This is a genomic window from Methyloglobulus morosus KoM1 (genome assembly GCF_000496735.2).
In the GTDB taxonomy this organism is placed as follows: Bacteria; Pseudomonadota; Gammaproteobacteria; order Methylococcales; family Methylomonadaceae; genus Methyloglobulus; species Methyloglobulus morosus.
This window is the reverse complement of sequence record NZ_AYLO01000149.1, coordinates 1-6,234: the sequence shown is the minus strand read 5'-3', so window position 1 is coordinate 6,234 and position 6,234 is coordinate 1. Positions and strand designations below refer to the sequence as shown.

Here is a 6,234-nt window from a genome sequence, read left to right as displayed (position 1 = left end):
ACAGAATTTAACGAGGGTAGTGACAGTTATTTTGATAAATATGAGCCGGGTACATCAATAGGCAAGAGACTCGGGAATACTGAACCTGGAGATGGTTTTCTGTATAGAGGTCGGGGTTTTGTCGCATTAACAGGTAGAGCGAATTACCAGAAACTTAGTAAAGAACTTGGTCTTAGCGGCACCGATAATGATTTGGTTGCAGATCCAGACAAGGCACTTAGCCCGCTAATTGCATACCGCATTCTTTCTTATGGAATGAGAAACGGATTTTTTACTGGAAAAAAGCTCAGTGATTACATTGAAAGTGACCATACTGATTATAAAAACGCTCGCAGAATAATTAACGGCTTGGACAAAACTGTACAAATTGCGGGAGATGCTCAGAATTTTGAGGCTATCTTGCGAGTGAGTCTTGCTTCAAAGGATTGAAAAGACCAGTCCGGTAGGGTGGGCAGCGCTTTTCTGCCCACGCGGAACAAATCGGCGATGCAAACGGTGGGCAAAAAAGCGCTGCCCCCCCTACCGAACTATAAATGATTACTCGTATTAACCATGTCGCCTGAATTTGTCCACCTAAGACTGCACACCGAATTTTCCCTGGTGGACGGTATCGTCAAAATAAAACCGTTGGTCAAACGGTTGGCAAGCTTGAACATGCCAGCGGTGGCGGTGACCGATCATGCCAACCTGTTCGCCCTAGTCAAGTTTTATAAGGCGGCGATGGGGCAGAGCCGTAGGTCCGATTAGCGATAGCGTAATCGTACGCATGAGTTTTGTTGATGGCATTCCTCCGATTACGCTATCGCTAATCGCAGCTTGATAATTTCCCGCATTCGAATGCGTCAATTCTGTGGAGAATCGCCATAACGGTATTGGTTCGGATTATCCTGAACATAAGAAATATGCATTCCCATACCGAGCGTGGGAATGAGAAAAAGTCATTCGAATAAAGCGGGTCAATTTTCTTGGTGCGGTTCTGCCCCAAAGATGTTGCTAACGACGGCGGCACAAGCGAATAGGGCAGAGGACAATATAAATTCGCCTGACACAAAGCCCGCAATTCCGGCTAATAAAAACAGCCCAACAACTATGTCTTTGTAATCTATTTTCATGGGTTAAATCTCGTATTAATTAACTATTAAAATTTCGTCATTCGGTTTTTCTGGCTGTCGAATCTGATCAAGCTATACCCTAAAACTGTATGGGTTAAGCTTTATGCTTTGCTTTCTTCTGTTCTTCCGCAGTTAGCGTTTCGTTATTGACGACGGTCGATTGCTGATTTTTAAGCTTATCAATGGCATCGGCATATTCCATCGTAAAAGGTAAAGCCGAAACAAGAATGGTTGCTACGTATAGAGCAAGTTTATTTATTGGATTTTTCATTGTTTTTCTCCTTAAACATTGGAATATCTGCTGTTAACTTTGGTTAAAATAATGATCTAAATGGCAACAGCTATTAAATTAAAAGCATGTTATATGCCAAAAATATTTATCTATTTTTATCAATGAGATATGTTTTTTTGCGATTAACATGGAATCAATGCAGGTGGGAATGAACCGCCGAAAGAGGGGGATTAAAACCAAGTTGCATTGTTTCCATGATCCTGAGTGGAAACGATAAAAAGTGAGTGTCGTCGGATAAATAACAATCAAGTCGAGGTGCATAAAATGCACTTCCTTATATCGAATATCGGTTTAAATAAGGATCATTACAATGATTCGGTACTTCTGCAAACTCACAAAAGGCAAGATGGTTCTTTGGTGTTACCTGATCTGGTATCTGGTGACCGTTTTTTTCTATTTTGACCCATCCCCCCGCATTTGGCTGAATTCCTTTGGGATAAGTTTAATCATTGGCTTCGCCTTGATACTAAGCGTTTCAAGGCCAGAAGGGACAGAGGCCGACCCTTGGCAAGCATTTCGCTTATTTTTGATGCCATTTTGTGTGTCGAGTTTTTCGTCATTGATAAAGGGGTATGGCTTTATATTCATCATTCCGCCTAAGTCTATCGAGCAAATCGCTTCAATTGGGGCTTGTGTTATTTTTGTTGTGTCCGTGTATGTTATAAAAGCGCTGTACAAAAACAAGTAACCTGATGGAGCTTGCGGAACACAGGAATTCGTGGCTTCGCCGCTTTCCCGTATTACGTTACACTTATTGATTCGGCCTTGTGAAATATTAAGTTTCCGTTCGCCTTGAGCCTGTCGAAAGGCGGTGTGTGCTTCGACTAGCTCAGCACGAACGGTTCAGACATTAAAAGGCCGAATCTATAGATACGGGCTACTGGAACTACACCCATGAAACCCAAAGACAAGGTGCCAGGTTCAACCCAAGTTTAATGTGCGAAAACCTGATCCTAACAATAATTCCATAAATTCGGTTTATTGCTTCCCGTCTTTTGCCATAATAGCGGTTTCCGCATTGACTATAAATGAACATTCGCATTATCCATGTCGCCTGAATTTGTCCACCTAAGACTCCACACCGAATTTTCCCTGGTGGACGGCATCGTCAAAATAAAGCCGTTGGTCAAACGGTTGGCGGGTTTGAACATGCCAGCGGTGGCGGTGACCGACCATTCCAACCTTTTCGCCTTGGTCAAGTTTTATAAGGCGGCGATGGGGCAAGGGATTAAGCCTGTTGCGGGTTCTGATGTGCTGATTTTTAATCCCGAAGAACCTGCTGCGCCGCATCGTTTGACCTTGCTGGTTAAAAACCGCACGGGTTACATTACCTTGATGGAATTGCTTTCCAAGGCGTATCAAGAAGGCCAACACCAGGGTGTGCCGATGCTTAAGCCGGAATGGTTAGCTGCCAATCATGATGGGCTGATTGCCTTGTCTGGGGCAATGAATGGCGATGTTGGCAAGGCGTTACTGGCTGAAAATACCGATTTGGCAACACAATTGGCGAAACAATGGGGCGGGTTGTTCGGGCAAAGTTTTTACCTGGAACTCCAACGCGTCGGGAAACCGGAGGAAGAACGCTATATTGCTGCCGCTGTCGATTTGGCAATCGCAACTGGCTTGCCCGTGGTAGCGACTAACGATGTCCGCTTCCTGCATCAAGCCGATTTTGCCGCCCATGAAGTGCGGGTTTGTATTAACCAAGGTCGGGTGCTGGATGATACCAGACGGCCTAAGGACTACACCGACCAGCAATACCTGCGTAGCACGGAAGAGATGTTGGCGCTATTCGCCGATATACCAGAAGCCTTGCAGAACACCGTGGAAATCGCCAAGCGTTGTAACCTGGACTTGACGCTAGGCGAGAACTTCCTGCCGGATTTTCCGGTCCCTCCAGGGATGACTTTGGCTGAACTGATGTCCAATACTGCCAAGAAAGGCTTGGACGAGCGCTTGGCGCTTTATCCGGCAGTCGGGAAGGGAACGCCAGAGGAAAACCGGCAGGTTTACGACCAACGCCTGGAAGATGAATTGCAGATGATTAGCCAGATGGGTTTCCCTGGCTATTTCATGATCGTGGCCGACTTCATCCAATGGGCAAAAAGCAATGGCATTCCCGTTGGGCCGGGACGGGGTTCGGGGGCGGGTTCGCTGGTCGCTTATGCCTTAAAGATCACCGACCTTGATCCGATTGAATTCGACCTGCTGTTCGAGCGCTTTTTGAACCCCGAACGGGTAAGCATGCCCGACTTCGATATCGACTTCTGCATGGACAGGCGCGATGAGGTCATCGATTACGTGGCCCGCCATTATGGCCGCGACCACGTTGCCCAGATCATCACCTATGGCTCAATGGCGGCGAAAGCCGTTATCCGCGATGTAGGCAGGGTGTTGGGATTCCCTTACGGTTTTGTGGACAGCCTTGCCAAACTCATTCCCTTTGAAATCGGCATGACACTGGATAAGGCGCTGGAAGACAGCGCCGAACTCAAGCAACAATACGATAACGAAGAAGAGGTCAGGAACCTGATCGACATGGCCTTGTCGCTGGAAGGGACGGCCCGGAACGCCGGCAAACATGCCGGCGGCGTGGTGATTTCGCCGACCAAACTGACCGACTTTACGCCGCTTTACTGCGAACAAGGCGGCGGCAATCTGGTGACCCAGTTCGATAAGGACGATGTGGAAGCGGTAGGCTTGGTCAAGTTTGACTTCTTAGGCCTGCGTACCTTGACCATCATCGACTGGTCCTTGCCGATTATCAACCTGCAACGGCAACAAGCCGGTGAATCGCCGATTGACATCAACAGCATTCCCAGGGATGACCCGGCAACTTACGAACTGTTGAAAAAAGGTCAGACCACGGCGGTGTTCCAGTTGGAATCGCGAGGCATGAAAGAGCTGATCAAAAAGCTCAAGCCCGATTGTTTTGACGACATCATCGCTTTGGTGGCCTTGTTCCGACCAGGGCCTTTGGAATCCGGCATGGTCGATGACTACATACGGGTCAAGCACGGCGCGAAAGCCGAGTACGCCCACCCCTTGTTGGTGCCGATATTAAAGCCGACCAACGGGGTTATCCTGTACCAAGAACAGGTCATGCAAATCGCCCGTGAACTGGCAAGCTACACGCTGGGCGGTGCCGATATGTTGCGCCGCGCCATGGGTAAGAAAAAGCCGGAGGAGATGGCAAAACAGCGCGAGGTATTTACCACGGGCGCTGTCGCCAACCAGGTCGAGGAAAAAATTGCCTCGTACGTGTTCGACCTGATGGAGAAATTCGCCGGTTACGGTTTCAACAAATCGCACTCTGCTGCCTATGCGCTGGTCGCTTACCAAACCGCATGGCTAAAGACGCACTATCCTGCGGCGTTCATGTCGGCGGTGTTGTCGTCCGATATGGACAATACTGATAAGGTCGTCACGCTGATTGAAGAATGCAGGCAGATGAAACTGGAGATTTGCCCACCGGACATCAATGTGTCCAATTTCCGGTTTACGGTGAACGATAAGGAACACATCGTCTACGGCCTAGGCGCGATCAAAGGCGTGGGCGAATCCGCTATCGAAGAAATCCTCAAGGAACGGTCGGAACAGGGAAAATTCCATGGGCTTTACGACTTGTGCAAACGGGTGGATTTACGGAAAGTCAACCGGCGGGTATTGGAAGCCTTATGCCGCGCGGGGGCGTTCGACGTGTTTGACACGAATCGTGCCGCGCACTTGGCTGAGCTGCCGACGAGTGTGAGGGTGGGGGAACAACACGGAAAAATGGCGGAAACCGGGCAGGACGATTTGTTCGGCTTGACGACAACCTCGGAAGAGGACGTGGCCGATAACACGGAAACGTATACGACCACTGTTGAGCCTTGGACTGAACAGGAACGGCTGGCGGGTGAAAAGCAGACCTTGGGCTTATACCTGACGGGGCATCCCATCGCCCAATATGAAGCCGAGATCAGACAATTTACCAGCGGCAGTATAGCCCACTTGTTGTCTGAAGTGGAACGCTCAAAAGGCAGGATGGAAGCGCGCGTTGCGGGTTTGGTCGTTGAAATCCGCACCCGCCAAACCAAGCAGGGCAAAACGATGGGTTTTGCCACGATAGATGACCGTACTGGTCGGTTGGAAATCGCCGCATTCGGTGACAAATATGAAACTTACCGTAGCATTTTTTCCCGTGATAGCCTGCTAGTTGCAGAGGGCGCGTTAGCGATTGACGATTTTTCCGGCAATCTCAGGCTATCAGTAGAAACGCTCTATAGTATGGAGCAAGCCAGGGGGCATTTCGCAAGAGGTTTACAGTTCAGTTGGACGGCTGACGGGCAAGCGCAGGGTTTGCATAACTTCATTCCTGGACTGCAAACAGCGCTGCAACCCTTTAAAGACGGGGCTTGTCCCGTTAGCATCAGCTATAAGTCTTCCGAAGCTTCAGCCAACCTTCAGCTTGGCGATGCTTGGCGGATACATCCGACAGATGAATTACTAGGGAGACTAAAACAATTATCGGGCGTGTCTGGGATAGAGATTAAATACCGGTAGCCCGACAATTAAAAAAACTTTCCCCTCACCCAACCCTCTCCCTTCGGATCCCTACATGGATGTAGGTTAGTAGGGCAATGCAGGAGCAATTGCCGAGAGGGCTTTGACGCTTCGCGCTGAACAGTTACGATTTTTCGTACCTTTCGTACCTTTCGTACCTTTCGTACCTTTCGTACCTTTCGTACCTTTCGTACCTTTCGTACCTTTCGTAGGGTGAGTAACATCATTTATATATTTAAAACGCAGCTAGGTTTTGGGCGGCCTGCCATTTAGAATAGTCCCTGA

General features: G+C 48.7%; 3 protein-coding genes and 2 pseudogenes. 3 read left to right on the top strand and 2 right to left on the bottom strand.

Translation table 11 applies throughout. The features are described 5' to 3' along the window. Both MGMO_RS17255 and MGMO_RS17250 read left to right on the top strand, forming a co-directional pair. Positions 1 to 429 (top strand): annotated as a pseudogene (locus tag MGMO_RS17255) (hypothetical protein); the annotation flags it as partial. A 123-nt stretch (positions 430 to 552) separates the two neighbouring features. Next, positions 553 to 729, top strand: a pseudogene (locus MGMO_RS17250) (PHP domain-containing protein); the annotation flags it as partial. Between the two features lie 227 nt (positions 730 to 956). On the opposite strand, the gene MGMO_RS20385 reads toward MGMO_RS17250, so the two are convergent. Both MGMO_RS20385 and MGMO_RS20130 read right to left on the bottom strand, forming a co-directional pair. Next, positions 957 to 1,112, bottom strand: a complete 156-nt coding sequence (locus MGMO_RS20385; protein WP_023496360.1) for a hypothetical protein — start codon at positions 1,110 to 1,112, stop codon at positions 957 to 959. 94 nt (positions 1,113 to 1,206) lie between these two features. After that, positions 1,207 to 1,383: a hypothetical protein gene (locus MGMO_RS20130; RefSeq protein ID WP_023496359.1), complete on the bottom strand. Its 177-nt coding sequence runs from the start codon at positions 1,381 to 1,383 to the stop codon at positions 1,207 to 1,209. Between the two features lie 1,068 nt (positions 1,384 to 2,451). On the opposite strand from MGMO_RS20130, the gene dnaE reads away from it, so the two are divergent. Beyond that, the gene (gene dnaE, locus MGMO_RS17240) at positions 2,452 to 5,949 is read left to right on the top strand and encodes a DNA polymerase III subunit alpha (protein ID WP_023496356.1); all 3,498 of its coding nucleotides are present in this window, start codon (positions 2,452 to 2,454) and stop codon (positions 5,947 to 5,949) included. The last annotated feature ends 285 nt before the right edge of the window (positions 5,950 to 6,234 follow it).